This window comes from Pseudomonas agronomica (genome assembly GCF_025917275.1).
GTDB classification, from domain to species: domain Bacteria; phylum Pseudomonadota; class Gammaproteobacteria; order Pseudomonadales; family Pseudomonadaceae; genus Aquipseudomonas; species Aquipseudomonas agronomica.
The window spans coordinates 1-515 of the sequence record NZ_JAOSHO010001023.1; the positions used below are offsets into that span (position 1 = coordinate 1).

The window sequence follows — 515 nt, forward strand, 5'->3', positions numbered from 1 at the left end:
CGGGAGCAAGCTCCCTCGCCACGTTCGTTTGGCTAGACCAGCCGGGCACGGCTCGTGTTGAGCGAGGCTGGACGTGAAGCCGTGGGTGCTGCGGACGGCATCCAGCGTGTATGCACCTCGCCGACCTGGGCGATGAAACCCACGACCCAATGGCAGAACTGCGCCTCATCGAGCATCGACAATGGGCAGTGGGCACACAAGCGAACGCTGCCCTTGTCGTCCAGGGCCAGCCAACTGCCGGCGAGCAAGTCCAATCGAAAGTTGAGCTCCAGCAAGCGCTTGTGCAGGCCGGGCATATGGGCAGGCACGTCGACCGCGCAGTGGAGGATGGCGAGGTCGCCGTGATCGGGCAGCTCGATGACCACGGCTTCGCGGTTGCTCGCGTCATACAACGCACAGACGCCGCCCTCCAGCTGAAGGTCCGCATTCAAGTGTTCCGCTAGGGCCGCGATCAGGCGCTGGGCGATGGGTGGAGCGGTCATGGAAAATCTCCCTGTGCAGATGATGATCGAATG

At 63.5% G+C, this 515-nt stretch carries 1 protein-coding gene; it reads right to left on the reverse strand.

All coding sequences use genetic code 11. The features are described from left to right. Positions 1 to 32: 32 nt before the first annotated feature. Positions 33 to 482, reverse strand: coding sequence for a type III secretion system chaperone (locus OC610_RS28710; protein ID WP_264433167.1), 450 nt, complete (start codon positions 480 to 482; stop codon positions 33 to 35). Positions 483 to 515 lie beyond the last annotated feature (33 nt).